Here is a 26,618-nt window from a genome sequence, read left to right as displayed (position 1 = left end):
CGACGGCTTGAAGATAGCACGCCGCGACGTTCGCGCGGGGCCTCAGTCCTCTTCGAACAAGTCCCTATATTGATGCGGCTGCGAGCGCAGATACTGCTTCGGCGCGCGCACGTGCGCGCCCAGTTGCGCCGCCGCGTGCCACGGCCAGCGCGGGTCGTAGAGCGCGGTGCGGGCGAGCGCGATCATGTCCGCGTCGCCCGTTCCGATGATGCTCTCCGCCTGCTCGATGCCGGTGATGAGCCCGACCGCGACGACCGGCATCTTCACCGCGCCCTTGACCGCGCGCGCAAGCGGCACCTGATAGCTGGGACCGACGGGAATCTTTTGCGCCGGGTGCAGGCCGCCGCTCGACACGTGGATCGAATCGCAGCCGCGCGCCTCCAGTGCGCGCGCGAAGGCGATGGTCTGTTCGATATCCCAGCCGCCTTCCACCCAGTCCGTGCCGGACACGCGGACGGTTACCGGCCGGTCCTCGGGGAAGGCGCCGCGCACGGCGTCGAAGACTTCGAGCGGAAAGCGCATGCGGTTTTCGAGCGAGCCGCCGTATTCGTCGTCGCGCCGGTTCGAAAGCGGCGACAGGAACTGATGCAGCAAATAACCGTGCGCCGCGTGAATCTGAATGAGGTCGAGGCCGAGTCGCGCGGCGCGTTTCGCCGAAGCGGCGAAGGCGTCGCGGATGCGCTCGAGCCCCGCGCGGTCCAGCGCGACCGGCGGCGTTTCGCTCTCTTCGTACGGCACGGACGAAGGCGCTTCGGTTTGCCAGCCATGCGCGTCGTCGGGCGCGAGCTGCGCGCCGCCTTCCCACGGCACTTCCGTCGATGCCTTGCGGCCCGCATGGCTCAACTGGATGGCGATCGGCATGTCGGACCAGCGGCGAATGCCTTTCAGCGTGCGTTCGAGCGCGGCTTCGGTCTCGTCATTCCATAGGCCGACATCGGCCCACGTGATGCGGCCTTCGGGCAGCACGGCGGTCGCCTCGATAGTGAGCAGCGCCGCGCCCGACAACGCGAGCTGGCCGAGATGGATCAGGTGCCATTCGTTCATGCAGCCGTCTTCGGCCGAGTACTGGCACATCGGTGCAATGACGATGCGGTTCGCCAGTTCGAGGTTGCGCACGCGCGTGGGAGTAAACAGAGCGGCTTGTGGCATAGGGAGTCTCCGGAATGACAGGTGGTCGGAGAGGGCAGCAATCGATATTCCGGCATGCGGGTGCCATGCGCGCCAACTGCATATCATTGCATGCTGAATGAAGGCCATCTCATAAGCGTTTGTTAAGGAACCGTTCCGGAAAATGCAGGTGGGCCCGCCCGGCGGGCGCCCCACAAAAACAACCTGAGAGGTCGCCGCCATGCCGCATTCCTTCGCCCTTCGACTGAGCCTTTGTGCATGATGCAGGGCGTCTGCACGTCTTTCCCGTTGAAACTAGCCGATGACGCCGCGTGGCGTTATCACGACCTCGCGAAATCGCGCGCCGTCGACCGGCCGCCCGCGAGCGGCGAGTTGTGCGTTTGGCTCGTCACGAGCGAATTCCGCTTCGCGTCGGCGTCGAATGTCGGCAGCTGGCTGAGTGTCGCGGAGCGCAGGCGCGCGCGGCTGCATCCGCATTCGGCCATCGGGCGGCGTTTCGGCGTGGCCCGCGCGACGCTGCGGCTCGTCGTCTCGCAGATGTTCGATTGCCGTCCGCAAGAAGTTCAGGTCGAGGACGGCCCGGACGAGCGCATCATCGCAACCGACCCGCGCGGCAAGCGCAGCGTTCACGTCGATGTCGCGTATTCGGGCATCTGGATCGTGATCGCGGTGGGCGCGGCGAGCGTCGGGATCGGCCTCGCGGTCGATGCGCTCGCGGATGCAGCGCGCATCGCGAAGACGCGCGCCGAACGCGGGGAGAGCGGCGCGGATGCGTCGTGGCATGGAGTCGTGCTGCCGATGCCCGGCGAGATACGCGGCGTCGTGGCGGTCGGCGGCGCGGTGACGGATGTGCAGGCGTTCGGCTGGGATAAGCCGGCCGAAGCCGATGCGGTGAAGACGGCGCAGTGAGGGCGCGAATGGCGCTAGTCGCGGTCCTCGCTCGGATCGTTCGCACATCGAATTAAGTGCGGTGTCTTCGAATGTCGCCAAACAAGACAAGCATTCCTAACGAAGGCCCCATTATTGGGGTCGCGGCATGATACGACGCCATCCAACATTCCGATGGCCGCCGAAACATCAGTCGAATGAGCAACGCGAACGAGCTTTCACATCGGAAGAAACACCTTAGGCATAATACTCGTCACCCGAGGATACTGAGCGCGCTTGCCTATGACACGCCCCGCCCTGGAATGCCGCCGCCTTCACAAAACCTATGGTCCCGGCAGAACCATTCTTGCAGGGCTGGACTTCACGCTCGGCGCGAGCGAATTCATCGCGATCATGGGCGACTCGGGCGTGGGGAAATCCACGCTGCTCAATCTGATCGCGGGCCTCGACGCCCCCGACAGCGGCGAGATTCTGATCGACGGCGTGCCCATCTCCGCGATGAGCGACGAAGCCGCCACCAAAACGCGGCGTGAAAAGCTCGGCTTCGTGTTTCAGGCGTTTCACGTGCTGCCGCATCTCACGCTGGTGCAGAACGTCGCGGTGCCGCTGCTCCTGAACGGCCTGCCGACCACGCCCGCCCACGGCATGCTCGCCGCCGTCGGTCTCTTCAATCGTCAGAACGATCTGCCGCGCCAGCTTTCCGGCGGGGAACTTCAGCGCGTGGCCATCGCGCGGGCGCTGGTGCATCGCCCGCGGCTGATACTTGCCGACGAACCGACCGGCAACCTCGATCCGCAAACCGCGCACGAAATCCTCGGCCTCTTTCACGCTGAAACGAAAGCGACCGGCGCGGCCGTGATCATGGTCACGCATTCGGAAGCCGCCGCCGCGTTTGCCGACCGCGTGCTGATCCTCGCCGACGGCACGTTGCACGAAGCCGCGTCGCTCGCGGCGTTCAACGAGTCGCGCGCGCGATGACGGCGCGCGCCGCCGGTCATCGCATGCTCGCGCGCTGGCTGCTGGGCGCTCAATGGCGCAGTCATCGCGGGCGCGCGATCGTCGCCGTGCTGACGATCGCGCTCGGCGTCGGGCTCGGTTACGCCGTGCAACTCATCAACAGCGCGGCCTTCAACGAATTCTCCGCCGCCGCGCGCAGTCTGTCGGGGCAGGCGGACTTGCAGGTGCGCGGCGCGCAACAGTTCATCGACGAGCGCCTTTATCCGATGCTCGCCACGCGCCGGGGCGTCGTCGTGGCGAGTCCCGTGCTGGAACTCGATGTCGCGGTGCCGAAGCAGAGCGCGCCGCTGAAGGTGCTCGGCATCGACGTGTTTCGCGCAAAGCGCATCGCGCCCGATCTGACCGGCGTGCCGTCGCCGCAGACGCCGCTCGACGTCTTGTCGGACGACGCCATCTTTCTTTCGACCGCCGCGCAGCAATGGCTGAACACGCGCGTGGGCGCGGACGTGGACTTGCAGAACGGCACGTCGCCGGTGCGCTTGCGCGTGGCGGGCGGCATCGTGCGGGCGTTGGCCGGCCAGCGTATCGGCGTGATGGATATCGCCGCCGTGCAGTCGCGCTTCGGCGTGCAGGGACGGCTTTCGCGCGTGGACCTGCAACTCGCGCGCGGGGTCGATCGCGAAGCGTTTCGCCGCGCGTTGCAGGATGAATTGGGCCCGCGCTTCGTCGTCGCGGAGACGCGCGACACCGAAAGCCGCACCGACAGGCTGTCGCGCGCCTACCGCATCAACATGAACGTGCTCGCGCTCGTTGCGCTTTTCACCGGCGCGTTCCTCGTCTTCTCGACGCAGGCGGCGGGCGTCGTGCGACGCCGCGCGCAGTTCGCGATGCTACGCGTGCTCGGCATGACGCGCGGCCAGCTCGTGCGGCAGATCATGTCCGAAGGCGCGTTGCTCGGCGTGGCGGGCGCGCTGCTGGGCATCGCGCTCGGCTTTGCGGTGGCCGGGCTCGCGCTGCGCTTTTTCGGCAGCGATCTCGGCGGCGGCTACTTCCCGGGCGTGCAGCCGCGCGTGCATTTCGAGCCGGTCTCGACCGCGATCTTTCTCGCGCTCGGTTTGGGCGTCGCGCTCGCGGGCACGTTCGTTCCCGCGCTCGAAGCGGTTCGCGCGCGCCCTGCGCCGGCGCTGAAAGCGGGCAGCGAGGAAGCCGCGCTCTCGCCGCTTTCGACGCCGTGGCCCGCGCTGCTGTGCCTCGTCGCGGGCGCGGCGCTCACGCAGGCGCCGCCTATCGACGATGCGCCCATCGCGGGCTATCTCGCCGTCGCGCTTCTTCTGGTGGGCGGCATCGCGCTGATGCCGCGGCTCACGGCGATGGTCTTCGGCGCGGCGAGCGCGGCTTACGCGTGGCTGCGCCGCAATCATGGCCGCAGCGCGGTGGGCACGCTCGCGCTCGCGCGGCTCGCGAACGCGCCGGGGCAGGCGTCGATTGCCATGGGCGGCGTGCTGTCGAGCTTCACGCTGATCGTCGCGATGGCGATCATGGTGGCGAGTTTCCGGATATCGGTCGTGGACTGGCTGGAGCATCTGCTGTCCGCCGATGTCTATGCGCGGCTCGCATCCACCGGCGATACGGGCGGGCTCACGCCGCAGCAGCAGGCGCAGATCGCGGCCACGGGCGGGGTGGCGCGGGCGGCGTTCTCGCGCTCGTCGCAGGTGACGCTCGATGCCTCGAAACCGCCCGTCGCGGTGATCGCCCGCGAGATCAACGGCGCGGACCCCGGCGCGATGCTGCAAATGACCGGCGCGACCCTGCCGCCCGAAGCGTGGCGCGCCGACGAAACGCCGGTGTGGGCGTCCGAGGCGATGGCCGATCTGTACGGCTATCGCACTGGCCAGCGCGTGACACTGCCGCTCGGCGGCGCGGACGAACATTTCGTCGTGGCGGGCATCTGGCGCGACTATGTGCGGCAGACGGGCGCGCTGCAACTGCGGCTCGCGGACTATCGGCGGCTGACGGGCGACATGGGCGCGACCGAAGTGGCCATCACGCTGCGCCCCGGCGTGCGGGCAGGGCAGGTCATCGCGGCGCTGCAAAGCCTGCCGTTCGGCGACGCGCTGGAGTTCTCGCAGCCCGGCGACATCCGCTCGCGCACGCTGACGATCTTCGACCGCAGCTTCGCGGTGACGTACCTGCTCGAAGCGGTGGCGATCATCATCGGCTTGTTCGGCGTCGCGGCGACGTTCTCGGTCCAGACGCTCGCGCGCTCGCGCGAATTCGGCATGCTGCGCCATGTCGGCGTGACGCGAAAACAGATCCTCGCGCTGCTCGCCTCCGAAGGCGGCCTGCTGACGCTGCTCGGTATCGTCATGGGCTGCGTGCTCGGCTTCGCCATCAGCCTAATCCTCGTTTTCGTGGTCAATCCGCAATCGTTCCACTGGACCATGTCGCTGCATGTGCCGTGGACGATGCTCGTCGTGATCGGCGTGGTGATGCTCGTGTCTTCCTGCACGACGGCGGTGCTGGCGGGGCGGCGCGCCGTATCGGTCGATGCGGTGCGCGCCGTGCGGGAGGACTGGTGATGCGCTCGTTCAGCTCCTTCATCGCGATGCTTCTTGCGCTGGCCGCGTCGTTCTCGACGAGCGCGCTCGCCGCCGATGCGCCGTTCGCGGCGGTCGTGCCGGGCCGGGCGATCGACTGGCCGCAGGACAGCGGCGCGCATCCCGCGTACCGCACGGAGTGGTGGTATGCGACCGGCTGGCTGCAAACGCCGGACAAGAAGCCGCTCGGCTTCCAGATCACGTTCTTTCGCTCGAACACGGGCAAGGGCGGCGGCGGCGCTTTCGATCCGTCGCAGGTCATCGTCGCGCACGCCGCGCTCTCCGATCCGGCATTCGGGCGGCTCGTGCACGATCAGGACATCGCGCGGCAGGGCTTCGGGCTCGCGTATGCGGCGAACGGCAACACGGACGTCAAGCTCGACGCATGGCGCATGGTCCGCGAAGCGGATGGCCGCTACACCGTGAGCGCGGATGCCGCCGGCTTCGCGCTGCATCTCACATTCACGCCGACGCAGCCGCCGATGATCCAGGGCGAGCGCGGTTATTCGCGCAAGGGGCCGTCGCCGGAAGAAGCGAGCTATTACTACAGCGAACCGCAGTTGCAGGTGACGGGAAGCGTCACGCGCCCCTCGGCGAAAGGCACGGGCGATACGGTCGATGTCACCGGCAGCGCGTGGCTGGATCACGAGTGGTCGAGCACCTTGCTGCCCGCCGACGCCGCCGGCTGGGACTGGCTCGGCGCGAACCTCGACGACGGTTCCGCGCTCATGGCGTTCAAGGTCCGCAGCCGCGACGGCCGCGCGGTCTGGGCGCACGCCGCGCTGCGCGACCGCGATGGCCGCATGATGCAGTTCGGCCCTGGCGATGTCGAGTTCACGCCGGAACGCCAGTGGCGCTCGCCGCGCACGAACACGCGCTATCCGGTCGCGATGACGGTGCGCGTCGGCGCGATGCGCTGGCGTCTCGCGCCGCTCATCGACGATCAGGAACTCGACTCGCGCGAATCCACCGGCGCGGTGTATTGGGAAGGCGCCGTGACGGTGAAGGGCGAAGGTCAGGCGGAAGGCAAGGGCGGACGCGGCTATCTCGAACTCACGGGCTACGGCAAGGAGGCCGAAGCAGGGAAGCGGTGAAGAAGCGGTGATGAAGCGGTGACCGAGCGGTGACCAAGCGGCGACGAAGCGGCCGTCAGCAAGAACCCCGAAATAGGCCGACAATATAGGGGTTTGCGCAAATTCACCGCCTCGACTCATCATGTCCGATTTAGCCAGCCCTCTTCGCCGCCGCACCGAGATCAACCCGAAGCCGTTGACCGTCGCCGGCCTCCTCCTGCTCGCCGGTGTGCTCTATCTAGCGCAGACTGCCGGCGCGCGTCAGGCCGCGCTGTATGTGGTCGGCGCGCTGCTCGGCGTCGCGCTCTATCACGCCGCTTTCGGCTTCACGTCCGCGTGGCGCGTGTTCATTGCCGATGGCCGCGGCGCCGGCCTGCGCGCGCAAATGCTCATGTTGGCCGTGGGCGTCGCGTTGTTCTTTCCAGCGCTCGCCGCCGGGTCGCTTTTCGGCATGCCCGTGACCGGGCTGGTTTCGCCTGCGGGAACGTCGGTCATCGTGGGCGCGTTTCTGTTCGGTATCGGCATGCAACTGGGCGGCGGCTGCGCATCCGGCACGCTCTATACGGTCGGCGGCGGCAGCACGCGCATGATCGTGACGCTTGCGGCGTTCATCGTCGGATCGGTGATCGCGACCGCGCATATGCCGTTCTGGACCGCGCTGCCTTCGTTGCAGCCCATCTCGCTCGTGAAGTCGCTGGGTCTTGCGCCCGCGCTCGCGGTGAACTGGATCGTGTTCGCGCTGATCGCCGCGCTGACGGTCGTCATCGAAAAGCGCCGGCACGGCAAGCTCGTCGCCGCACATGTGCAGCCCGCGCACACGTCGCCGTGGCTGCATGGTCCGTGGCCGCTTCTCGCCGGCGCGCTGGCGCTCGCGGTGCTCAACTTCGCGACGCTCGCGCTGTCGGGCCGGCCGTGGGGCGTCACGTCCGCGTTCGCGCTGTGGGGCGCGAAGGCGGCCTCCGCCATCGGCTTCGACGTCGCGAGCTGGCCGTACTGGATGAGCAAGCCGAACGCCGCAACGCTCGCCGCGCCGGTCTCGCACGATGTGACGTCCGTGATGGATATCGGCATCGTGCTCGGCGCGATGCTCGCCGCCGCGCTCGCGGGCCGCTACGCGCCGGTCTGGCGCGTGCCGATGCGCTCGCTGATCGCCGCCATCGTCGGCGGTCTGCTGCTCGGCTACGGCGCGCGGCTCGCGTACGGATGCAATATCGGCGCGTACTTCAGCGGCATCGTGTCGGGCAGCCTGCACGGCTGGCTGTGGCTCGTGGCGGCGTTCTTCGGCAACGTGCTCGGCACGCGCCTGCGCCCGCTCTTCGGGCTGGAAGTGGAACGCGTCAGGCCGACAGCCTGTTAAGAAGTCAACGCGCCGGCCACCGGTTCTCGAAGACGCATTCTTCGTGGGGCCGGCGCGTGGCCCAGCCCTCGGTTTCCAGCATCGGCGCGTCGTAGAACCGCTCGACGTGTCCGACGCACAGAATCGCCGCGGGCCGCGCGCCTGCGGGCATCGCGAGCACGTCGGCGATTTCCTGCGGATCGAAAAGCGACACCCATCCCATGCCGATGCCTTCGGCGCGCGCCGCGAGCCACATGTTCTGAATGGCGCAGGCCACCGACGCGAGATCCATCTCGGGCAGCGTCCGGCGGCCGAACACATGGCGCTCGCGGCCGTCCATCAGCGCCATCACGAGCACCTCCGCGCAATCGCGCATGCCCTCCACCTTCAGCTTCATGAACGCATCGCGCCGCTCGCCGAGCGCATCGGCGGTCAGCAGCCGCTCGCGCTCGACCGCCGCGTGAAGTTGCGCGCGAATCTCGGGACATGTGATCCGGACGATGCGCCAGGGCTGCATGAAGCCGACGCTCGGCGCATGCAACGCGGCGTCGATGAGCCGCTGCATCACGGCCGGCGCGACGGGATCGCTCACGAAATGGCGCATGTCGCGGCGCTCCTGAATGGCGCGATACACGGCGTTGCGTTCCGATTCGCTGAAGGTCTGGTTATCCATGATCTCGAAGAAATTGCAGTAGCGCCACTCTATCCGCATCGCGCGATGTCGCACAGGCCGCCACTCGCGAAAGCGTCGCGGTGCCTTCGCTCAGTACGCCTTGCATTTGCATAACGGTGCGGTAGCCCACCTTCGCGGCGAGGAAAATCAGCGAACATGCGCGAGGCTGTCCGGAACAGTCGCCTGACCGATATCAGTCTCGTGCCGAGCTGCGGGGCTGGGTCGACACATCGTCTGGAGATCGCCATGTTCAACGAACCGGTTCTGCGCCGCGGTGTACGCTGGATGCTGCTCGTCGTGATGTATTACGTGGTCGCGGCGGCATCGTACAACGGTTATTTCACGAAGTGGCAATTCCGCGATCAGACGCCGGAGTTCGCGTTGCCCGCCATGCTCGATGGCACGATCGATCGTCCGTTCGTTTATCGCCAGTTGTTGCCGATGCTTGCGAACGGCGTTGAACGCGCCATGCCGGAGAAGCTGAAGACGAAAGTCGACGCGCTTCTGATGGACGACAACCGGACGCATCATCCGATCACATGGTTTTACCCGAGCGCCGTCGATGCGCGTAATCCGCAATACGCGCTGCGCTATTACCTGATCTTCGGCATGTCGTTCACCGCGCTCTTTATGGCGATGTTCGCGATGCGCGCAGTCTGCATGACCTTGCAGGCGGACAGAGTCGCCAGCACGCTCGCGCCGATGGCGCTCGTCGCGATATTCCCGCTGATATTGACCGACGGCGCCTATTTCTACGACTTCCCCGAACTGCTTTTCATGATGCTCGCGGTATGGCTCGCGGCGACCGGCCGAGCGTTATGGCTGATTCCGCTCACGGCCATCGCGACATTGAACAAGGAATCGTTTCTCTTCTTCACGCTCACGTTGTTTCCGTTTCTTCACGCGCGCCTTTCCTTGCGTCGCGCGGTGATCGTGCAGGCGGTGTTGCTCGCCATCGCGGCGGCGGTCAATCTGGCAATCAAGCTGAAATATGCGGGAAATAGCGGCGATGTCGCGCAGTTCCATCTGTTCCATAATCTCGACTTTCTGATTCATCCGTTGAGCTATCTGCGCTTCGAATACAACTATGGCGTCGTGATGTCGAAGGGTTTCAACGTCATCAACATTGTCATTGCCGTTGTTCTGCTGCGCTCCGGCTGGAGCAAGCTGCCGCTCGTATTCCGGCGTCACGTATGGATCGCGCTCGTCGTGAACGTGCCGCTTTTCATCACGTTCGGATTCCACGATGAGTTGCGCAATCTGAGCATGTTGATCGTGGGTCTTCTCATGATTCTGTGCGTGAACATTGCGTTTGTGCTGGCTTACGAGCGCGCGGGTGCAACTGCGGCGGCGGATGCTCGAAGCGATGTACCCGACGCGCCCGCCGCGACCCCATTGCGCGACCGAAACGCGATGGCCCGTTCCGGCCGTTGATCCACCATAGCCGCGCATATTCGTCGGGAGACCGATTCATGCCATCCGATCACGGCGTCTTCACCGTTTCTCTCGACTTCGAGTTGTTATGGGGCGTGCGCGAAACACGCACGATCGAGAGTTACGGAGAAAACCTGCGCGGCGTGCGGCGCGCCATTCCCGAGATGCTGCGCGTGTTCGGCGCAAGCGGCATTCACGCGACCTGGGCGACGGTCGGTTTCCTGTTTCATCGCGATATCGCGGAACTCAAGGCGAATCTGCCGGACGCGCGGCCCCGCTATACGCGGCCCGGCATATCGCCCTATGAGTACATCGAAGCGGCGCGCGAACTCGATCCGCTTTATCACTTCGCGCCGGAATTGATCGAGCGCATTGCGCACCAGCCGGGACAGGCCATCGGCACGCATACCTACTCGCACTACTATTGCCTGGAAGAAGGGCAGGGCGTGTGCGAATTCGAAGCCGATCTCGCGCGCGCCGTGGAAGTGGCGCGGCGGACGGGCGTGTACGTGCGAAGCATCGTGTTTCCGCGCAACCAGTGCAACGACGCGTACCTCGCTTCGCTTACCCGCTTCGGAGTGCTGTGCTATCGCGGCACGCAACAGGGGCACGCCTATGCAGCGTCCGACAAGGCGGGACAGAGCCGGCTCATGCGAGCGACGCGCCTGCTGGACGCCTACATCGACGTCTCCGGCCACAACACGTATGCGCTCGACGAGTGCTATCGCGCGATGCCGTTCAATTTCCCGGCCAGCAGTTTCTTGAGGCCCTACAAGCGCAAAACAGCGTGGCTAGACGGTCTTCGTCTGAAGCGAATCACCGACGCGATGACCTACGCGGCCATCAACAAGCGGCTCTATCATCTGTGGTGGCATCCGCACAACTTCGGGCGCGACACGGCGCAGAACATCGCGTTCCTGCAACGCATCGCGGACCACTACGCGCATCTGCGCGACAAGTACGGCTTCGTGTCGATGAACATGGAAGAACTGTGCGCGCTCGCCGCCCATCATCGGACGGACGAGCCCGAGTACAGCACCTCCGAGGCGGCGACCTGAGCCGCCGCTTCGGTTCCTTCTAGCGCCGCGTCTCCTGCGACGTGGCCGGCGTGATCGACGAAGGGCCGACCAGGAAGCGCGGCGTCCTGAAGTGGACGATGCACGCGTAAAACCACACGTAGATGCTCACGAAGACGAGGTCGGTGGCGAATAGCACGACCGGCTCGTTCCAGAACAACGACGCCGGCACGACGCCCACGGAGCACAGCACCCACAGATAAGGCGACGTGCGCGCATTGCGGCGTCCGCGCTGCCGTACATCGCGGTAATCGGCGCCACGCAGCGCAATGCGCCGATACACGAGCGTATGCAGATGCACGCCGTCCGGCTCGCTGACCGGCCGCCCGCGCACCAGCTTGCGCCGATAGATCGAGAAGACGGTTTCGAAGAGCGGATAGATCGCGACCACGGCCGCGTACCACGCCGAAACCGCCGGGTGGCGCGCGATCAGGAGTACGAGCAGTTCCGCCATGACGAAGCCGATGAAATACGCGCCGCCATCGCCGAGAAAAATCGCGGCGCCCGGATAGTTCCAGACGGCGAAACCGAGGATCGTGCCGATCATCGTCAGTGCAACGCTCATGATGAGCCAGTCGCCCACTTGATGCGCGACAAAGCCTATCGAGCCGAAGATGAGGATGGACGATACCGAAGCGAGGCCGTTCATGCCGTCGATCAAGTTGATCGCGTTCGTGAGTCCCGACACGGTGAGCACGGTCAGCGCGATGGCAAGCGGCATGAGTGCGAGACCGCGATCGACGATAGGCAGGTCCACGCGCCCGATCACCGCGTTCAACGCATAGACGCCGCCGATCGCGCCGGCCATCGCCGCGAGCAACCTCGCGCGCGGGCTCACGCGCTTGGTCAGATCTTCCACGCAGCCGGCCGCGAACGGCACCGCCGCGCATGCGAGCAGCAACAAAGACTCGCCGCGCGGATTCGCGCCGAAAATGCCGCCCATGACAAAGGTAATACCCGTTCCTCCGATGATTGCGATGCCGCCGACACGCGGAACCGGAAACGCATGATTCTTCTGCACTCCCGTGAGATCGTTGTCGAGCCATCTCGATCCCGCATGGCTCGTGTATTTCACGATCAGAAGAGTCAGACAAAACGATGTGAAGCAGCCGAGGGCAAGGTTCAGCATTGTCGTTTACTCATTTTGTCAACAGTGCGGACGTCGATCTGTTCAGAACATGTTGCACCTGCGTGAGACCGCCGCGAATCGGTGCGCTGAGGTCAAACGTTTAAGCAAATGCAACAGACCCGGTTCGGCCGAAAAAGGAACACCGATAAATAAGGGCTCCGAAGTCCCGTTTTGTTAAGAAGCCTTTTTTATGATTAATCAGGGAATTCCCGCGCATGCAAGGCTCTTTGGAGTCCGAATATCATCGCGCGGACAGCCGATTTGGTAACTAGGTTTTTCGTTGACGAAATGTTAGCTAGACCGCGTATTGCTCCAAAATTGGCGGGCCGCAAAAGCCTTAGTTTGTGCTTTAGCGTCCTTGCCGACATATCTCATGTCGTTGTCATGACAACCGAACGATCATGCGATGTCTTTGGCGACCCATCGGCGCACGATATAGCGGCCTTCGCGCTTGCGCGCGAGGTCGTCGCTGACCACGCGAGCCGGCACTCCCGCAACCGTCACATTGGAAGGTACATTCGAGGTCACGACGCTGCCCGCGCCGATGGTCACTGAATTGCCAATCAATACGTTTTCGACAATGCATACGTTCGGCCCGATATAAACGTTATCCCCAATGGTCGCGGCCTGTCCGTGATTCGAGCCGATGGTCACGCCTTGCGATAGATTGCAGTTAGCGCCGATCACCGCTGTTTCATTCACGACGATGGTGCCGAAATGGCCAATGTACAGTCCCGGACCAATGCGCGTTCCGGCCGGAATGATGATGCCGAATTGACGTTGTTTGCGACGCAATATGATTCTGAGGAGTACACCGGACATTCCGCGGGAATACCCGGATGCGAGGCGAAACCAGACGGAATAATTGAATCCTTCCGATGAAACGAACTTACGAATGAACACGCCGGCACCGAGCGATCCGGCATAGCGGTAAAGATCGCTTCTGATAAGGTCGATAGGCTTCTTTGCTAAATTCGTCATGTGGATTGAAGAGCGGAGATCGCGGTCGTTGCCGCGTAGCCTAACGGGGCCGCGCGGTCATATAAGTGTGAGAACTCACAGTTCGTTGGACTTATTCAAGTTGCAGCGCACGCGCGCCTGAACGGTATGCAGAGAAGACTTGCGATACAGCTGATTACTTCGGGCGTTCTGATGAAGAGCGTCGCGCCGCGGCCCGCGTGGGCAGACGATACGGTCGATGCCGGCACGTTCGGCGTGAAGGGCGACGGCGCGACGAACGATCGCGTCGCGCTTCAGAAGGCCATCGACGCATCCGTCGGCAAGACGCTCGTGATCGGCGGACGCTGCCGCATCGACGCGGCCGGCATCGAACTCAGAAGCGGATCGCGCGTGCGCTTTCGGCCCGGCGCATCCATCAAGCTGCTGCGGCACGACACGCCGTTCTATCAGATCGTCCGCATCTGGGACGTGAACGATGTGGTGCTGGAAGGCGCCATGCTCGACGGCAGCAAGGAACTGAACGCCGCGCCTGCCAAGCGCCACGAAGAGGGCTACGGCATGGGCATTTCGGTGGCGGGCAGCGCCAATGTGACGATTCGCGCGGCGACGACCATCGGCTGCTGGGGCGACGGCGTGTACATCGCGAACAGTTACCGGCCGAGCGCCACCGCGCCGGATAACATTCGTCTCGTCGATCATCGGGCGGTCGGCTGCCGCCGACAAGGCGTGTCGATCATCAGTGGCCGCAATATCACCATCGAGCGCGGCGTGTGGGAAGACATCGGCGGCACCGCGCCTTCTGCGGGCCTCGATATCGAGCCGAATTCGAATCGCGACGTGCTCGAAAACATTCGCGTCGTCGATCCAGTCACGCGCCGCTGCAAGATCGGCATTCTCGTGTTTCTCGCGCAATTGCCGGGACCGCGCGCGAAGAATGTCGATATTCGGATCACCGGTCATCGCGACGAAAATTCAGCCGATAACGCATTCAGTGTTTCAGGACTCGATACGAAAGGCTGGATCGTGAAGGGCCGCGTGGAAAGTCGCGCGCCCACGTGGGTGAATTCCCGGCTAGCGTCGGTCGAGAATGTCGACTACGACAAGCGCGGTCCCGCTGTCGTCGTGACGGACTTGCGGCTCGTCCGATAGTGCCATTCGCGCGTTGTGTGACAACGTACAGACTCGATGCGTACGCCGCCGCACGCTCGCGTTAGGCCGATATTCCTTGGGAATCCTTAGATGAAAGCACGGGCAATGCGTTTGAGCGACGCGCAGGCGTCTCGGACAGGGCATCGCGCGCAGAACTTCTTCGCGACGCCGAGCGGCTGGGCTTATATCGCCATTGCACTCGTCATTCTGTATTTGATGGCGACAAGTCCGCGCGAGGTGTCCACGCTGCTCGACCAGGACAATTACCTCGAATACTTTCGCCGTACGACGTGGGACTGGTTCGTCAGTTCCTATCATCAACGGACATCGACGCTTGCATTCATCATCAGCACGGTCACGGAGGAATTCGGCTGGCGCGCATGGGTGGTCGGGCTGAATGCGCTCGGCTTGTCGCCCGACACCGGCGTGCGCGTCACCGTGGTGCTGCTGAACACGCTGATCTTCATTGCGCTGCTGGAAGTGCGCAGGCCGCTCGTCGGACTCTGCCTGTGGGCGGTCGTGCCGATGGCGCTCGCTACGGTCGGCACATTCCAGATTCGCCAGGGCATGGGCTTTTCGATCGCCATGCTGATCTCGCTGCGGTATCAGCGGCCGCTCACGGGTTGGGTCCTCGCGAGCTTCGTGCACACGACGTTCGCCGTGCCGGCGCTGCTTCTCATGGCGATCCGCGCGTGCGGCGACCGCCGGCGGCTTTCGTTCGCGTGCGCGGGCGTCACGGCGCTCGTGCTCGTATCGTCGGCGGGCTTCTTGTTTCGCAACTTCGGCGGCCGGCGCATCGACGAATACGCGAACTATCAGAACGACTTCACTATGAAGCTCGTGATTCTGCTCGTCGTCTATATGACCGCATCCATCGTCATGCTGTATTCGGAATGGAAGAACCGGCCGAAGGCGCAGCCCACAGTCTGGACCGAGCTGGCCACCATGCATATCGTGCTGGTCTTTTATCTGTTGCTCGCGTTCGCGCTGTTTCCCTTCGGCAAAGGGCGCGTGTGGTATTGCGTGCAGCTGCTCTTGCCGTTCATCGTGGCGCAGATTCGCTTCCGCAACGCATTTTCGATCTGGTGGATCGTCGGCGTATTGCTCGTGCTATCCGCCGAGATCATCAAGAGTTACTTCGAGGGCGTCTACGCGTATTTCATCGGAAGCTAGACGGCGGGCGATTCGTCATCGGCGCAATGTGCGAGCCGATGCCGAACGCCCGAGCGCTTCACATCACGTCTTTTCCACCGGCATTTTGCGCAGACGCTTGGCGCCTGTCTTGGTCGCGGTCTTTTCGCCGCGCAGGACGGTACGCAGCGCGCCGAAGTCCGCGCGCACTTTTTCGATTTCATAGCGCGTGACGAGACGGCCGCCGAAGCCCGACAGGAAGTCGAGAATGCTGGCGGTGGAAATGCCGTCAAGATCGAAGAGGAGCTTGCGCTCGCGCGCCACGCGCGCCGCTTCCCAAATGAGCAGGCTGATGGCGCCGCCGTGCGCTTCGGCGAGACGCGAAGAAAGCAAGTAATACAGCGCACGATCGTCCCAGACGAGCGCGGTCTCGGCCACGAGGTTGCCGCTCTGATCGAACGCGCCGAGCAACGTGCCCGACTTGCGCTGAAGCACTTCGGTGAGCAGTCGCCGCATGATCTGCGAGCCGTAGACGTTGTTGCGCTTGCGAACGGCGAGATTCTCGTCGTAGAAGCGCGTGAAGGCGTCGGGGCTGTCGATCTCGCGAATGGTGAGCTGCTCGCTCGCGCGCCGCACCCAGTTTCGGGTATTGCGGCGCAGGCCGGACCATGCCTCTTCTTCCGTGCGTTCGGCGGGCATTTCCATCGTGTAGCCGATCGACACGTCGTAGCCGTGAATCATGAACGCGAAGGCTTCGGCTTCCGACATGCGCGTGTCCATCAACTGATGGAAATGCGCGACCGGCGGGAGCTTGGCGATCAGTTGCCGGGTAATGTCCAGTCGATAACACCATTCGCGGTCGGCGGCGCCCGACTTCTGCGGCTTGATGATGGGACCGAGCGTGCGGGTCATCGGCGGCAAGGCCGAGATGCGCCAAATGCCTTTGCGTTCGAGCGTGTACGGCATTTCGCCGATGACTTCATCGCCCTGTTTCACCTCGGCGATGCCCCACCTGCCGTCGCTCGTGATATCGAGCCACCACGGTTGATGGAAGATCGACCGTTCGAACGCGCCTTGCGGGCGCGCGTTGTCATTCGCGCTGGTGACGATCTCTTTCGCTTTGGCCTTGGGTTTGTTGGGTTTCGACTTGGGTTTGGCTTTGACGGCTTCGGTATTCGTCGTATCGGGTAAAGCGCTGACAGAAAAGCATTCGTTATCCATTGTCCCTCGCAACTCGGTTCATGATAGCCATGGGGCTAAATTCGGGCCTTTCGGCAGTATCAGGATCAGGCGCTGTGCGCGTTAGTCGACAACTTTCCGATGCCTCGCGTGGCGGGATGGAAAGCGTGTGCCGAGATCGGATCAAAGAGGCAATGCATATTTTTCGGCGATGTCAAGTTACGTCGTCAGGCGACGTATTACGGTGTTTTACCGCAGGGTATTGAGCATTCGCGTGAACCACTGTACGGCATCGCACGTTGCGCCCCTTGCTCGCCGATGCAAGATTTCAGGCGCAGGACACCCAAGGGTCCAGACTCGCGTACTTTTGTCCAACCCGTCGATCCCTGTTCCACGGGCGATCCTAAACCAAGCAAGGGCTTAGGCACATTCATGATTGCACCAGCACCGCATATCGAGATCATCAAATCACCCGAAGTATTCAAGGCACTCGAACCCGAATGGCAGGCGCTCTGGAGGCGCGCGAACGGGCGCCATCACGAATCGTTCCCGGTTGCGTGGCTGAGTTGGGAGTGCGTCGCAAAACCGCTCGGGCGCACGCTGCGGCTCATCGCGGTTCGTAGCGAAGGTCGTCTGATCGCGGTATGGCCGCTCGTACGCTCGCGTAATCGGCTCTGGACCATTCTGCGTCCGTTGAGTCCGGAATCCGCTGACTATACGACCCTACTCGCCGACCCCGACTACGCGTCGGCCGGACTGACGAAAGCAGTATGGCAGGCGGCACAGGAGAAGTGCCCGGCGGACATCATCCTGCTTCCTTATCTGGACAAGGAGGGCGATCTGTATCGGCTGGCGAGCGCCCACGACGGCATGATGGTCGCGAACGAGCATCCCTACGCGATTGCGCGGCTCTCGCGGGAAAAGGACTGGGAGAGCTTCTCAGCGCCGCTCGGCACGTTGTCCGGGAAAAAGCCCGGCGCGTTGCTCAGGCGCCTGGAACGGCAGGGCAAGGTCGAGATCCGCATTCTCGGCCCACAAGACGCCGACGAAAACGCGCGCATGGTCGACTGGATGCTGGCCTGCAAGCGCAACTGGGCGGAGCGCGTCGACAAGAAGGGCGCATGGCTCTATTCGCCGCTCTTTCGCAACTATCTGGTGAACATCCTCAACTACCCGTCGGGACCCGACTCCGAGCCGAGCGCGCGGATGATGGTGCTCATGCTCGACGGCGCGCCTATCGCGGCCAACATGATCGGCATGGGAACGCAAAGCATTCTCGGCGCGATGGGCGGCTTCGACCGCCAGCACAGCAAGCTCGCGCCCGGCGCGATCACCACCGAAGCGTGGGTGCGCTGGGCGATCGAGCACCGCCTGGACTTCGACCTCGGCGTCGGGTCCGAGGCATTCAAGCCGTACTGGAGCAAAGGGAACCTCTCGGTTGCGGTCAGTATTCAGATCGCCCAGTCTTCGTGGGGACGCGTTGCGTTCGCGATGCAAGACGGCATGGCCAAACTCGCTGCCATTCGCGCCGGAATGCGCCGGCCGAATACGGAAGTGCCACCCGGAAAAACCCGCAGCGAATCAGTAGAAACCCGCACGAGCGAAGCCGCTAAATAATCTGAGTAAATCCGTCGGCTGGAAAATCAAGCAATAAAACACGCAGCCGGCGCATTAATTCAGAGGAATATTGCCAGAAAGAATTTCACTTTTCCTCAGACATGAAAACCGTCGTCCTTTTGCGACGACGGATTAATTTCGCCGCTCGCGCGAAATTAATTTTAATCCTCAGAACTAATCCCCCGCGTTTTCCCGAATCCCCCGCCAGGCGTGCGATTGCGGCGTACGTACGTCCTCGACATTTTGACCTGTCCCCGCCAATTCGTTACAGCTCGTTACGAAACATTCTTAATGGTCATACAAGGTTATGTATCATACGTCCCCGGTGTCGGTAGTAGATACCTTGTAACGCGAGCGTTATGAAGTAAGTTTGACCGGCATATTGGGAGTGGCTTGCTTTGGGCAATTGGAGCCCCGGTTAAACCGCTCGGCAAATGTCGCCCGATTTATCGGTCTTCGACGAACGTTCTTTTCCTAGTCGCCTATCAATAACGTCAAGCACAATGTCTTTTTCCAAAAAAACCGTTAATTCCTTCCTCGAGCACACCGCTTCCCAAACCGAAAACCGCATTTTGACGCGCCGCAAATTCGTGACCGCGCTTGTCATGGGCGCCGGCACGGCGGCACTGGCCGCGTGCGGCGGCGGCAGCGCCGACGACCTCGCCGCCACCGACAAGCGCTGGCACCGCGCGTCGACCGCTTCGGGCGCGTCGGCGGCATCGAGCACCAGCGTGGCATCGTCGACGCAAGCGACCGCGAGCACCTCAACCTCGGGCACCGTCGTCAACGCGAGCTCCTTCGGCGTGAAGGCCGACGGCGTGACGAACGACCGCGTCGCGCTGCAAAAGGCCATCGACGGCTCGGTGGGCAAGATTCTGCTGATCTCGGGCAAGGTGCGCATCGACGCGGCCGGCCTCGATCTGCGCTCGAACTCGCACCTGCGCTTCGCAAGCGGCGCGTCGATCAAGCTGCTCGCGCACAACACGGCGAGCTACCAGATGCTGCGCGTGTTCGACGTCGACAACGTCCAGATCGAAAACGCGACGCTCGACGGCAGCAAGGAGCTGAATTCAGCCACGAACGATCCGAACGACGGCGGCCAGGGCATGGGCATTTCGATTGCCGGCGGCACGAACGTCACGATCACCTCGCCGACCACCATCAACTGCTGGGGCGATGGCATCTACATCGGCAACTCGTATCGCACGGTCACGAAGGCGAGCAACGCGGTCATGATCACCAAGCACGTGGCCACGGGCTGCCGCCGTCAGGGCGCGACGATCACGAGCGGCAGCAACATCACGTTCGACTCGCCGACGTGGTCGACCATCGGCGGCACGATGCCTTCGGCCGGCCTCGACATCGAGCCGAACAACAACAACGCGGTGCTGCAGAACATCAAGATCATCAGCCCGACGACGAACAGTTGCCACTACGGCATCCTCGTGTACCTCGGCGCGTTCCCCGGACCGGTCGCGAAGGTCGTGTCGATCGACATCACGAACCACCACGACAACGCCTCGAATCACGTCGCGTACGCGGTCGGCGGCTTGCAGCTGAACGGTCGTTCGGTCACCGGCCACATCAGCAGCGACAACCCGGTGTACACGCATTCGGCGCTCGGCTTCAGCAAGACGGACTGGGATAACGCCGGTCCGTCGGTCGAAGTGACGAATATGACGTACACGCGCTAAGCGGCAGGCGTCCGTTGCCATGGACAGGAGAGCCGCCATTTCGTCGCGGCTCTTCTGTTTGTCGGCTGTCTCTGATTTCCACTCAGCGCCAACGCACTAAACTTCCAGGGAAATTTGCCGAAAACTTAAGGCATGGATGGTGCTCTAAAAGGGTGGCCCGATTGCGGTTTACCCGGGCACCGAATCATCTGGAGAGTGCATGAATTTCGCCACTACTGTCGGCACGATCGCGTTTTTCGCTGTCGTCGCTCTGGCCTTGCTGGCGCTGGCCGAGGTGCTGCTGCCGTCGCGGCGCAACCGTCGGAAATCGGAGAACGCGGAGGCGTCGTCCGGATTGTTCGGCGGCATGCGTTCGCGATTTCACAAGTCCGGGCCGCTGAAGCCGAACGAAGCGGCTCAGTCGTCGCGCTCGCGCCACTCCGACTAGCGCTTGCAGTTTTTTCAAAGTCGGCCGGTCATCGCGGTCAACGCCACCCAAAGCTTCAATCGTCAGTCTGTCGTGTCGTGGGCAACAGCGCACGCGCGTAATGTAACCAAAGCGTCGTTTCAGGCATTGAGCCTTTCGGCACGCGGGCCGCGCGGCGTCGTGCGGGTTCTGCGGTACGTTTCCTCATAGCGGCGCCAGGTCGTGTCGATGGAAAACTGGCGCTCTATCCGCTCGCGAGCCGCCTTTCCCAGCGCCGCGCGTGTCTCCTCACTCAGCGTCAGCATCGCGATGAGCGCTGTTGCAAGTGCGTCCGCGTCTTGCGGCGGAACCACGAACCCGGTTTCGCCGATGAGCCATTTCGTATCGCCCACATCGGTCGCCACGCAGGGTACGCCACAGGCCATCGCTTCGCCGACCACCGTCGGCAAGCCTTCGCTGCGCGAGGAGAGGCAGAAGACGTCGAGCGCCGCGAGTGTCGTTTGCGGGTCCGGCAGCGCGCCGAGCAGCCGGCACGCGTCGCCGATACCGGCCTCGCGCAGACAAGCGACGAGTTCGCCGTTGTTCTCGTCGAGACCGCGCCCGGCCATCACGAAGCGGCAATGCGGCAGCGCCTGAAGCACGCGGCGCATCGCGGCAATGAAGTTCGGATAGTCCTTGACCGCGTGATATCGCCCGACGATACCGATCACCGGCGCATCCGCGTCGAAGCCGAGCGCGCGGCGCAAGCTCTCGCGCGCCTGCGGCATCGGTCTGAAGACATCGGCTTCGAAGCCGTTCGGAATGACCATCATCTTGGTCGGGCAATAGCCGCCGTGCGCGTGCGAACGTCTGGCCGCTTCGCCACAGCAGATGATCGAATCCGGCACGCGCGCCGACAGCAGCGCGCACGCACGCGTGACCCAGCGCGTCATGCGGTTGCTGCCGGTCGAGCGCAAGTCGGTGTGGTGGATGCCCCAGACCAGCGCGGGGCGCGGCGCGCGCGAACCGCGCATCCGTCGCCAGGCGCTCGCGGCATGCACGGCGAGCCCACCCATCAGATCGCCGTGATAAAGCCACGTCTGCACGACATCCGGATCCAGCTCGCCGAGCCAGCGGATCAGCGTCGCGAACTTGCGCGGACCGGGCACGCCGCGACGCATGCCGAGAATGCGCACGTCGGCGCCCGCTTCGCGAATGCGCGCGGCCAGCGTGTCTTCGGACGAAAGCGAGATCACCGTATGCTTAACGCCCGTCCCGCGCGATGCGCGTATCAGCCGGTAAAGCAGCATCTCCGCGCCGTCGGCCGGGAGCGCCGTGATGATATGTACGATTTTCACGGCGCGATGTGCAGCGACGAAGGCGCGCGTTCCGGCGCGGGCGCGAGCGTGCGATACACGCCGATGGTCTTGTCGAGCACGATGGCTTCGTCGAACTCACGCAAGGCTTTGTCGCGGGCGGCAAGACCCAGCCGGCGCGCGAGCGCGCGATCGTCGTCGAGCAGGCGGATGGCATTGGCGAGCGCGGTCGCGTCGCGCACCGGCACCACGAGTCCGTCCTCGCCGTTGCGACTGACGACTTCGCGGCAGCCGGGCGCGTCCGTCGTGATGAGCGGCAGCGCGCACGCCGCCGCCTCGATCAGCGATTTCGGCAGACCTTCGCGATAGCTCGGCAGCACCATTACGTCGGTTTGCGCGAGCAGAGCGGGCATGTCGCTCACGTGACCGCGCCATTCCACGAGGCCTTCGGCCACCCAGCTTTCGATGGTCGACCGCTCGATGGACGCCGGATTGCCCGCGTCCGGCATGCCCGCGAGCACGAAGCGGATGGTGCGATGCTCGCGCTTGAGCGCGCGCGCCGCTTCGACGAATTCCGCGATGCCCTTGTCCCACAGCATGCGCGCGGCGAGCAGCACGCGCAGCGGCTCAGAGGAGAGCGGCGCGTCGTCGGGCGGCGCCTTGAAGCGCGAACAGTTGACCCCCGAGCCTTTGATGAGATGAATCGCTTTCTCATCGACGAGGCGCGCGGTCTTGAACATCGTCACATCGTCGGGATTTTGCAGAATGAGCGCGCAGTCGTCGCCATCGAGCGCCACGCGCAGCACGCGCCGAACGAGCGGACGCAGCAGGCGCGCCTTCAAATCGCGGCTCGTGAACACGTAGCCGAGCCCCGCCACCGAGTTCACCCGCGCGGGCACGCCGGCCAGCTTCGCGCCGAGCGATCCGTACACCGCGCTCTTGATCGTGAAACCGTGCACGAGCGCCGCGTCCTCTTCGCGAAAGAGGCGGGCGAGCCACAAGACCAGCGCCAGTTCGCGCAACGGATTCAGACTGCGGCGAATCATCGGCACGGCGCGCCAGCGAAAGCCGAGCTCGCACAGCTTCGGCCCGTATTCGCCCGGCGGCGAGATCAGTACTACTTCGTGACCCATATCGCGTAACCGGTAGGCCAGCGACAGGCGGAAGTTGTACAGATACCAGTCGGTATTCGCAAACAGGATGACTTTGTTCATGGCCTCGTCCCATGCAGCGTAGTTGTGCCCCGACGATTGCGGACGTTCGCGCTCTGCGGCGCGTGGATGCCGGCTGCCCGCACACCGACGCGCTCGAACAGCGCGTCCCAAAGCCTCAAAATCGCGTCGACCGAGTAACGCTCGCGCATCGACTGCGCGCCTTTGCATCCGAGTTCGGCGCGCAGTCTTGCGTCGCCGAGAAGGCGAGCCAGCGCCCCGGCGAGCGCGTCGCGGTCGTTCGGCGGCACGAGCAGCGCGTCTTCGCCGTTGCGCGTGATGTCGCGCGGGCCGCTCTTGCAATCGACTGCCACGGCGGGCACGCCGAGCGCCATGCTTTCGGCGAGCGCGAGCCCGAATCCTTCGAAGCGCGACGACATGGCGAATGCCTGCGCGCGCCGCATCTCTGCCCACGGATCGCTCGTGACGCCCGGCATCGAGATGCGCTCGCCGAGTCCGTAGCCGTCGATCTTCGCCTGTAGCGATGCGCGCTCGGCACCTTCGCCCCATATGGTCAGGTCCCACAGCGGAAAGCGCGACGCAATCGACGCGAACGCATCGATCAGTAGGCCGTAATTCTTCTGCGGATGAAGCCGCCCGAACGAAGCAAGCCGCATCCGTCCGTTCTCAGCGGCAATTGCCGTCCGTTCGAACTCGCGGAACAGTTCGGGCGGCAGCGGGTTCGGCATGACCGCGATGTGGCGCACGCCCGGCACCATCGCACGAAACGGCTCCACGACGTTCTCGGTCAGAACCGTTACGGCATCCGCGTGCGGATAGGCAAGGCGAGTGGCGAGCCGCCAGAACCGCGAGCGGCCGTCGACGGACGGATCGTTGTGCTCGCACACGATGAGCGGCACGCGTTGCTTAAGCGACGCGAGAATGCCCGCGACGTTGACGTTATATAGAAAGCACACGACGACATCCGGCCGGCTTTCGGCGATAACCGCGCGCAGCGCCCGCTGGCGCTCGAGATAGCCAAGCGCGCCGCCGCGCGGCTCTTTCACGCGGTCGGCCAGCCGCACGAAGCGCACCTTGTCCGAGAGCGCATAGAAGCAGGGCGTGCTTCGACGATACGTCGCGACCAGCGTGACGTTGTCTCCGCGCTCGCTCCACGCATTGACGAGCGTGGCCGCGACGCGTTCGGCGCCGCCGCTTCCCATCGAGCTCACGAGCAGCGTGATGTTCATGCGACCAGATCTCCCGTGGGACGCGCGGGCGGCACGCGCCTCGCGACGATCATCGACAGGCAGAACACCGACGCGTGCATCATGCCGGTTGCGAGCAGCACGCCAGGCATGCCGATCCAGCGCGTGAGCACGACGTTGGCCAGCACTTTCACGACGAACGCGAGCGCCGTGACGACCGCCATGTCCTTGTAGCGCCCTTCGACGGACAGCAGGTTCATCATCACCAGCGCCGCGAAGTAGAAGGGCAACTGCACGAGCGAATAACGCATCAGCTCGGCGACGAGCAGCGTGTTGCTCGCGGTGAACGCGCCGCGCTGAAAGAGCACCTGCACCATCCACGGCGCGAGCGGATACGCGATCACGGCGCATAGCGTGCCTGCGCCCAGCATCAGCACGGACCATTGGAACGCCGTCTGCCGCGCGCGCGTCACATCGTCCTTGCCGAGAATGTCGGACAACACGGGCAGCGTGCCCTGCGCGATGGCAAGCGCACCCATGCTGATCAACAGGCCGAAGACGCGGTTCGCATAACCGAGCGTGGCGACGGCGCCATCGCCCAGATGCGCGACGAAGTATTGATCCAGCGCAGGCGAGCAGCACACGACGAGCTGGCCCAGCATGAAAACGCGCACCGCGCGATAAATGGGCGGCCAGCGGCGCGAACGGAACGTGAGCGAAAGGCGCGCGTAACGGCCTTCCACCTTGCCGCCGAGCGGCCAAACCACCACCACGAATAGCGCATAGCCGAGCAGCGTGCCCCACATGAGCGGCACCATCGCGCTCTTTTCCGTCATGAACAGCACGAGCAGCAGCGTCATTACCGCTGGCAAGCCGTCGAGCAGCGTGCCGATATGGCGCTCCTTCGACTGCAAATGCGTGCCGTACGCCGTCTCGATCATGATGAGTACCCCGATGGGCGCCATCACCAGCATCATCTGATGCGCCATCTCGCGCGTCTGCGGCGCCAGGCCGCCTGCCATGAAGTGAAGCGCGTACGGCCACACGAGATAAAGAATCGCGGTGAACAGCAAGCCGACGACGATTCCCCATGCCACGAGTTCACCCAGAAACTGCGCCTCTTCTTTCGCCGACTGGCGGCGCAGATCCACGAATGCCGGAACGAGCACGATTGCGAACACCGCCGCGCATGCGGCCGGCAGCCACGAAACGAGCGTCAGCGTGATCTGATACGCATCCACGACATGACTGATGCCATAGCGATACGCGATGACCATTTCCTTGGCCGCGCCCGCGCATCGCCCGAGCAGGACGAAGACGGCGACGCGTGCCATCCCGCGCGCGGCGCGCAGGTGATCCGGGTGAAGCTGTAAAAGCCGTTCTCTCAGTGCCGCAAATTGTGAGATCAACGCAAGGGCCTCATGGTCCGCCACCTGCGGCCGAAAGCGCCTGTGCGCTGATTGGCTCGCGGTCAGCTTGTTCTGAAAGGAAGCGGACATACCACGGCATGGCCCTCTCGATGCCATCCGCGAAGGCGACCTTGCGTCCGTAACCGAGCAGACGCTCGGCCTTGGAAACGTCGGCTTGCGAATGGCGCACGTCGCCCGCGCGAAACGGGCCGTACTGCGGGTCCCGGCGGCTCGTGATGCCATGTCGGGCGAGCGCCCGCTTGAGTTCTTCGTATAACTGCTTGAGTGTCGTGCGGTCCCCGACCGCCACGTTGTACACCTGCCCCTTCGCCTCGCGCGCGGCCATCGCGGCGAGGATATTCACTTGGACGACGTTATCGACATAGCAGAAGTCCCGGCTCGTTTCGCCGTCGCCGTTGATGGTGATGACTTCGTCTTCGATGAGCGCGGCGGTCCACTTCGGAATCACCGCCGCATACGCGCCGTCCGGGTCCTGACGCTTGCCGAAGACGTTGAAATAGCGCAGCCCTGTCGCGTGAAAGTCGTAGGTCCGAGCGAACACCGACGCGTACAGTTCGTTCGCGTACTTGGTCACGGCATACGGCGAGAGCGGCTGGCCGATGCGATCCTCGACCTTCGGCAAGCCCGGATGGTCGCCATAGGTCGAGCTCGACGCGGCGTAGGTGAAGCTCTCGACGCCCGCTTCGCGCGCCGCGCACAGCATGTTGAGAAAGCCGCTCAGGTTGACGTCGTGCGTCGCGATTGGGTCGCGCACCGAACGCGGCACGGAACCGAGCGCCGCTTCGTGCAGCACGTGGTCCACGCCTTCGAGCGCCGCCTTGCAATCGGCGATATTGCGGATATCGCCTTCGATGAAGCGAAACCGCTGCCACTGCCGCTCGTCGACGGCGCTATGCACTTCGTCCAGGTTGCGGCGGTGTCCGGTCGCGAAGTTGTCGAGGCCGACCACGCGTTGATCGAGCGCCAGCAAGGCTTCGAGCAGGTTCGAGCCGATGAAGCCGGCTACTCCTGTGACAAGCCACGTCTGCGGCTTCTCGCGCAACGCGTCGCATACGGATTCGTATCGGTCGGGGTCGAGCTCGGGCATGGTCGTTCTCTGTGAAGGCT

Annotated in this window: 22 protein-coding genes; 12 read left to right on the top strand and 10 right to left on the bottom strand. The window is 64.0% G+C overall.

Annotated features, from left to right (window positions below):
• Positions 1-42: 42 nt before the first annotated feature.
• Positions 43-1,149, bottom strand: coding sequence for an NADH:flavin oxidoreductase/NADH oxidase (locus tag HWX53_RS24375; RefSeq protein WP_175945716.1), 1,107 nt, complete (start codon positions 1,147-1,149; stop codon positions 43-45).
• Positions 1,150-1,416: 267 nt separating this feature from the next.
• Here HWX53_RS24375 and HWX53_RS24370 point away from each other — a divergent pair, with 267 nt between their 5' ends.
• The 5 genes from HWX53_RS24370 (at position 1,417) to HWX53_RS24350 (ending at position 8,000) form a co-directional block, all read left to right on the top strand.
• Positions 1,417-2,037, top strand: coding sequence for a hypothetical protein (locus HWX53_RS24370; RefSeq protein ID WP_244140248.1), 621 nt, complete (start codon positions 1,417-1,419; stop codon positions 2,035-2,037).
• A gap of 261 nt (positions 2,038-2,298) precedes the next feature.
• Positions 2,299-2,994: an ABC transporter ATP-binding protein gene (locus HWX53_RS24365; RefSeq protein ID WP_175945713.1), complete on the top strand. Its 696-nt coding sequence runs from the start codon at positions 2,299-2,301 to the stop codon at positions 2,992-2,994.
• Complete coding sequence (locus HWX53_RS24360; RefSeq protein ID WP_175945712.1) at positions 2,991-5,552, top strand: FtsX-like permease family protein; 2,562 nt, start codon at positions 2,991-2,993, stop codon at positions 5,550-5,552. Before HWX53_RS24365 ends, HWX53_RS24360 begins: the two co-directional genes overlap by 4 nt.
• 26 nt (positions 5,553-5,578) lie before the next feature.
• On the top strand, positions 5,579-6,664 hold the full coding sequence (locus tag HWX53_RS24355; protein ID WP_244140274.1) for a carotenoid 1,2-hydratase: 1,086 nt from the start codon (positions 5,579-5,581) through the stop codon (positions 6,662-6,664).
• Between the two features lie 121 nt (positions 6,665-6,785).
• Positions 6,786-8,000 (top strand): YeeE/YedE family protein, encoded by a 1,215-nt coding sequence (locus tag HWX53_RS24350; protein ID WP_175945710.1) that lies wholly within the window; start codon positions 6,786-6,788, stop codon positions 7,998-8,000.
• Positions 8,001-8,004: 4 nt separating this feature from the next.
• Here the strand turns inward: HWX53_RS24350 and bluB are convergent, their stop codons facing one another.
• Positions 8,005-8,652 carry a 5,6-dimethylbenzimidazole synthase gene (gene bluB, locus HWX53_RS24345; RefSeq protein ID WP_175945709.1) on the bottom strand — a complete coding sequence of 216 codons (648 nt, stop codon included), beginning with the start codon at positions 8,650-8,652 and terminating at the stop codon, positions 8,005-8,007.
• 246 nt (positions 8,653-8,898) lie between these two features.
• On the opposite strand from bluB, the gene HWX53_RS24340 reads away from it, so the two are divergent.
• Together HWX53_RS24340 and HWX53_RS24335 are read left to right on the top strand one after the other, a co-directional pair.
• Positions 8,899-10,086, top strand: a complete 1,188-nt coding sequence (locus tag HWX53_RS24340; RefSeq protein WP_175945708.1) for a hypothetical protein — start codon at positions 8,899-8,901, stop codon at positions 10,084-10,086.
• Between the two features lie 38 nt (positions 10,087-10,124).
• Positions 10,125-11,144 (top strand): polysaccharide deacetylase family protein, encoded by a 1,020-nt coding sequence (locus HWX53_RS24335; RefSeq protein WP_175945706.1) that lies wholly within the window; start codon positions 10,125-10,127, stop codon positions 11,142-11,144.
• Between the two features lie 19 nt (positions 11,145-11,163).
• On the opposite strand, the gene HWX53_RS24330 is transcribed toward HWX53_RS24335, so the two are convergent.
• Both HWX53_RS24330 and HWX53_RS24325 read right to left on the bottom strand, forming a co-directional pair.
• Positions 11,164-12,291, bottom strand: coding sequence for a glycosyltransferase (locus HWX53_RS24330; protein ID WP_175945704.1), 1,128 nt, complete (start codon positions 12,289-12,291; stop codon positions 11,164-11,166).
• A gap of 399 nt (positions 12,292-12,690) precedes the next feature.
• Positions 12,691-13,272 (bottom strand): serine acetyltransferase, encoded by a 582-nt coding sequence (locus tag HWX53_RS24325; protein ID WP_175945703.1) that lies wholly within the window; start codon positions 13,270-13,272, stop codon positions 12,691-12,693.
• Positions 13,273-13,443: 171 nt separating this feature from the next.
• On the opposite strand from HWX53_RS24325, the gene HWX53_RS24320 reads away from it, so the two are divergent.
• The gene (locus HWX53_RS24320; RefSeq protein WP_175945702.1) at positions 13,444-14,400 is read left to right on the top strand and encodes a right-handed parallel beta-helix repeat-containing protein; all 957 of its coding nucleotides are present in this window, start codon (positions 13,444-13,446) and stop codon (positions 14,398-14,400) included.
• 90 nt (positions 14,401-14,490) lie between these two features.
• The gene (locus HWX53_RS24315) at positions 14,491-15,573 is read left to right on the top strand and encodes an EpsG family protein (protein WP_244140247.1); all 1,083 of its coding nucleotides are present in this window, start codon (positions 14,491-14,493) and stop codon (positions 15,571-15,573) included.
• Positions 15,574-15,636: 63 nt separating this feature from the next.
• Here HWX53_RS24315 and HWX53_RS24310 read toward each other — a convergent pair whose 3' ends face one another.
• On the bottom strand, positions 15,637-16,752 hold the full coding sequence (locus HWX53_RS24310; RefSeq protein ID WP_175945701.1) for a GNAT family N-acetyltransferase: 1,116 nt from the start codon (positions 16,750-16,752) through the stop codon (positions 15,637-15,639).
• Positions 16,753-16,860: 108 nt separating this feature from the next.
• Between HWX53_RS24310 and HWX53_RS24305 the strand changes: the two genes are divergently transcribed.
• The 3 genes from HWX53_RS24305 to HWX53_RS24295 all read left to right on the top strand — a co-directional run bounded on the left by HWX53_RS24305 (position 16,861) and on the right by HWX53_RS24295 (position 20,448).
• On the top strand, positions 16,861-18,327 hold the full coding sequence (locus HWX53_RS24305) for a GNAT family N-acetyltransferase (RefSeq protein WP_175945700.1): 1,467 nt from the start codon (positions 16,861-16,863) through the stop codon (positions 18,325-18,327).
• 590 nt (positions 18,328-18,917) lie between these two features.
• Positions 18,918-20,021 carry a hypothetical protein gene (locus HWX53_RS24300; protein WP_244140246.1) on the top strand — a complete coding sequence of 368 codons (1,104 nt, stop codon included), beginning with the start codon at positions 18,918-18,920 and terminating at the stop codon, positions 20,019-20,021.
• A gap of 199 nt (positions 20,022-20,220) precedes the next feature.
• Positions 20,221-20,448, top strand: a complete 228-nt coding sequence (locus HWX53_RS24295) for a hypothetical protein (RefSeq protein WP_175945699.1) — start codon at positions 20,221-20,223, stop codon at positions 20,446-20,448.
• 119 nt (positions 20,449-20,567) lie between these two features.
• Here HWX53_RS24295 and HWX53_RS24290 read toward each other — a convergent pair whose 3' ends face one another.
• From HWX53_RS24290 to HWX53_RS24270, 5 genes are all read right to left on the bottom strand, one after another.
• Entirely contained in the window at positions 20,568-21,764 is a 1,197-nt protein-coding gene (locus HWX53_RS24290) for a glycosyltransferase (RefSeq protein WP_175945698.1), read from the bottom strand.
• Positions 21,761-22,936: a glycosyltransferase family 4 protein gene (locus HWX53_RS24285; protein ID WP_175945696.1), complete on the bottom strand. Its 1,176-nt coding sequence runs from the start codon at positions 22,934-22,936 to the stop codon at positions 21,761-21,763. Before HWX53_RS24285 ends, HWX53_RS24290 begins: the two co-directional genes overlap by 4 nt.
• Positions 22,933-24,123, bottom strand: a complete 1,191-nt coding sequence (locus HWX53_RS24280; RefSeq protein ID WP_175945695.1) for a glycosyltransferase family 4 protein — start codon at positions 24,121-24,123, stop codon at positions 22,933-22,935. Before HWX53_RS24280 ends, HWX53_RS24285 begins: the two co-directional genes overlap by 4 nt.
• Complete coding sequence (locus HWX53_RS24275) at positions 24,120-25,415, bottom strand: lipid II flippase MurJ (RefSeq protein WP_244140245.1); 1,296 nt, start codon at positions 25,413-25,415, stop codon at positions 24,120-24,122. The genes HWX53_RS24280 and HWX53_RS24275 overlap by 4 nt, the downstream gene beginning before the upstream one ends.
• An 85-nt stretch (positions 25,416-25,500) precedes the next feature.
• Entirely contained in the window at positions 25,501-26,598 is a 1,098-nt protein-coding gene (locus HWX53_RS24270) for an SDR family oxidoreductase (protein ID WP_175945693.1), read from the bottom strand.
• Between the last annotated feature and the right edge of the window lie 20 nt (positions 26,599-26,618).

Source organism: Caballeronia sp. BCC1704, from assembly GCF_902833455.1.
GTDB lineage: Bacteria > Pseudomonadota > Gammaproteobacteria > Burkholderiales > Burkholderiaceae > Caballeronia.
The sequence above is the reverse complement of the archived record's forward strand: the minus strand, read 5'-3'. Positions and strand labels throughout refer to the sequence as shown.

What these genes read in the sequence shown, in the direction of transcription:
- HWX53_RS24295 (WP_175945699.1), top strand. Translation starts at nt 20,221, where the DNA reads ATGAATTTCGCCACTACTGTCGGCACGATCGCGTTTTTCGCTGTCGTC.
- HWX53_RS24325 (WP_175945703.1), bottom strand. Translation starts at nt 13,272, where the DNA reads ATGACGAATTTAGCAAAGAAGCCTATCGACCTTATCAGAAGCGATCTT.
- HWX53_RS24355 (WP_244140274.1), top strand. Translation starts at nt 5,579, where the DNA reads ATGCTTCTTGCGCTGGCCGCGTCGTTCTCGACGAGCGCGCTCGCCGCC.
- HWX53_RS24270 (WP_175945693.1), bottom strand. Translation starts at nt 26,598, where the DNA reads ATGCCCGAGCTCGACCCCGACCGATACGAATCCGTATGCGACGCGTTG.
- HWX53_RS24365 (WP_175945713.1), top strand. Translation starts at nt 2,299, where the DNA reads ATGACACGCCCCGCCCTGGAATGCCGCCGCCTTCACAAAACCTATGGT.
- HWX53_RS24320 (WP_175945702.1), top strand. Translation starts at nt 13,444, where the DNA reads ATGAAGAGCGTCGCGCCGCGGCCCGCGTGGGCAGACGATACGGTCGAT.
- HWX53_RS24285 (WP_175945696.1), bottom strand. Translation starts at nt 22,936, where the DNA reads ATGAACAAAGTCATCCTGTTTGCGAATACCGACTGGTATCTGTACAAC.
- HWX53_RS24315 (WP_244140247.1), top strand. Translation starts at nt 14,491, where the DNA reads ATGAAAGCACGGGCAATGCGTTTGAGCGACGCGCAGGCGTCTCGGACA.
- HWX53_RS24330 (WP_175945704.1), bottom strand. Translation starts at nt 12,291, where the DNA reads ATGCTGAACCTTGCCCTCGGCTGCTTCACATCGTTTTGTCTGACTCTT.
- HWX53_RS24275 (WP_244140245.1), bottom strand. Translation starts at nt 25,415, where the DNA reads ATGGCACGCGTCGCCGTCTTCGTCCTGCTCGGGCGATGCGCGGGCGCG.
- HWX53_RS24335 (WP_175945706.1), top strand. Translation starts at nt 10,125, where the DNA reads ATGCCATCCGATCACGGCGTCTTCACCGTTTCTCTCGACTTCGAGTTG.
- HWX53_RS24340 (WP_175945708.1), top strand. Translation starts at nt 8,899, where the DNA reads ATGTTCAACGAACCGGTTCTGCGCCGCGGTGTACGCTGGATGCTGCTC.
- HWX53_RS24280 (WP_175945695.1), bottom strand. Translation starts at nt 24,123, where the DNA reads ATGAACATCACGCTGCTCGTGAGCTCGATGGGAAGCGGCGGCGCCGAA.
- HWX53_RS24350 (WP_175945710.1), top strand. Translation starts at nt 6,786, where the DNA reads ATGTCCGATTTAGCCAGCCCTCTTCGCCGCCGCACCGAGATCAACCCG.
- HWX53_RS24375 (WP_175945716.1), bottom strand. Translation starts at nt 1,149, where the DNA reads ATGCCACAAGCCGCTCTGTTTACTCCCACGCGCGTGCGCAACCTCGAA.
- HWX53_RS24310 (WP_175945701.1), bottom strand. Translation starts at nt 16,752, where the DNA reads ATGGATAACGAATGCTTTTCTGTCAGCGCTTTACCCGATACGACGAAT.
- bluB (WP_175945709.1), bottom strand. Translation starts at nt 8,652, where the DNA reads ATGGATAACCAGACCTTCAGCGAATCGGAACGCAACGCCGTGTATCGC.
- HWX53_RS24360 (WP_175945712.1), top strand. Translation starts at nt 2,991, where the DNA reads ATGACGGCGCGCGCCGCCGGTCATCGCATGCTCGCGCGCTGGCTGCTG.